This is a genomic window from Mycobacterium sp. NGS29 (assembly GCF_059812965.1).
Map to the genome: position 1 here is coordinate 1 of NZ_JCALDR010000046.1, position 1,343 is coordinate 1,343.

General features: G+C 65.2%; 1 protein-coding gene and 1 pseudogene. One reads left to right on the top strand and one right to left on the bottom strand.

What is annotated here, in order from left to right:
- Window positions 1-561: pseudogene (locus tag AC5Y5Z_RS25520) on the bottom strand (sensor histidine kinase); the annotation flags it as partial.
- Window positions 562-663: 102 nt separating this feature from the next.
- Between AC5Y5Z_RS25520 and AC5Y5Z_RS25525 the strand changes: the two are divergent.
- A complete protein-coding gene (locus AC5Y5Z_RS25525) occupies window positions 664-1,317 on the top strand; it encodes a response regulator (RefSeq protein WP_463829103.1) in 654 nt (217 codons plus the stop codon).
- Window positions 1,318-1,343: the final 26 nt, after the last annotated feature.

Sequence of the window (1,343 nt, forward strand, 5' to 3'; positions counted from 1 at the left end):
GTGGCGTTCTTCGATACGCACCACGACCAATGCCGTTCCGCAGAGAAACGCATACAGCGCGAACCGAAAGACGGCTTCGCGCCAGCCGATAGCGCGGACCATCACCGGATCCTGGGCGACCGACAGCGCAAATCCCACCAGGGTGAAGGCCAGCACCACCGCGGCCCGGCGTGTCGACACGTCGAGACCCACCAGCACCGGCAGCAGGGTCATGATCAGCAACGGATAGATCCCGTCGGTCGACAGCATCTGAAAACCGGTCAGCGCCAACACATCGATGGCGGTGAAGGCGAACGGCTCGAATCGGCGCACCCGCGCCAATGGGCCCATACCCACCCACTGGCGCGACGGAGCGAACGCCATCACCAGCGAACACAGTGCGATCACCGAGTATCCGACGATGAGGATGGTTTGTTGCGTCCACTGCGACGGCCGGGTCCCGATCAGCATCGCGGCAACCATCAGCGCCACCACGCCGATCCGTAACACCGAGGCGATCCGGTAGGACCGCAAACGGTGCACGCGGCGCACTCGTTCCAGTTCGACGTCGCTGGTCGCCACACGAACACCGTACTCAGGGTGGGGGCGAGCAAACTGCGGAATACCGATCGCGAGTCTGGCGATTACGAACAGTTCGGTGCAGGCGAGCGCTACACTCTGGCAATGGTCGGCGCTGTGACGCCTGAGAAAGTGCGTGTGGTCGTCGGCGATGACCACCCGCTGTTTCGCGAGGGCGTGGTACGCGCGCTCTCGTTGAGCGGTTCGGTTAATGTTGTCGGCGAGGCGGACGACGGTACGGGCGCTCTGGAGTTGATCAAAGCCCACCGGCCCGACGTCGCACTGCTGGACTACCGCATGCCCGGGATGGATGGTGCGCAGGTGGCGGCGGCAGTGCGCAACAACGACATACCCACCCGGGTGCTGCTGCTCTCAGCCCACGACGAATCGGCGATCGTGTACCAGGCCCTGCAGCAGGGTGCCGCCGGATTCCTGCTGAAGGATTCGACCCGGTCCGAGATCGTCAAAGCGGTTCTCGACGTCGCCAAGGGCCGCGACGTCGTCGCGCCCTCCCTCGTCGGCGGCCTGGCCGGGGAGATCCGGCAGCGCGCGGCACCGACTGCTCCGGTGCTGAGCGCGCGCGAACGCGAGGTGCTCAACCGCATTGCACGCGGCCAGAGCATTCCCGCGATCGCCGCCGAATTGTATGTGGCACCGTCGACGGTCAAGACTCATGTGCAACGCCTGTACGAGAAGCTCGGTGTCAGCGACCGGGCGGCCGCGGTCGCCGAGGCGATGCGCCAGAAACTGCTTGACTGATCGCGGTTTTCGCCGCGAATCAGAGT

Coding starts and splice junctions, on each gene's coding strand:
- AC5Y5Z_RS25525 (WP_463829103.1), top strand. CDS start 664: ATGGTCGGCGCTGTGACGCCTGAGAAAGTGCGTGTGGTCGTCGGCGAT.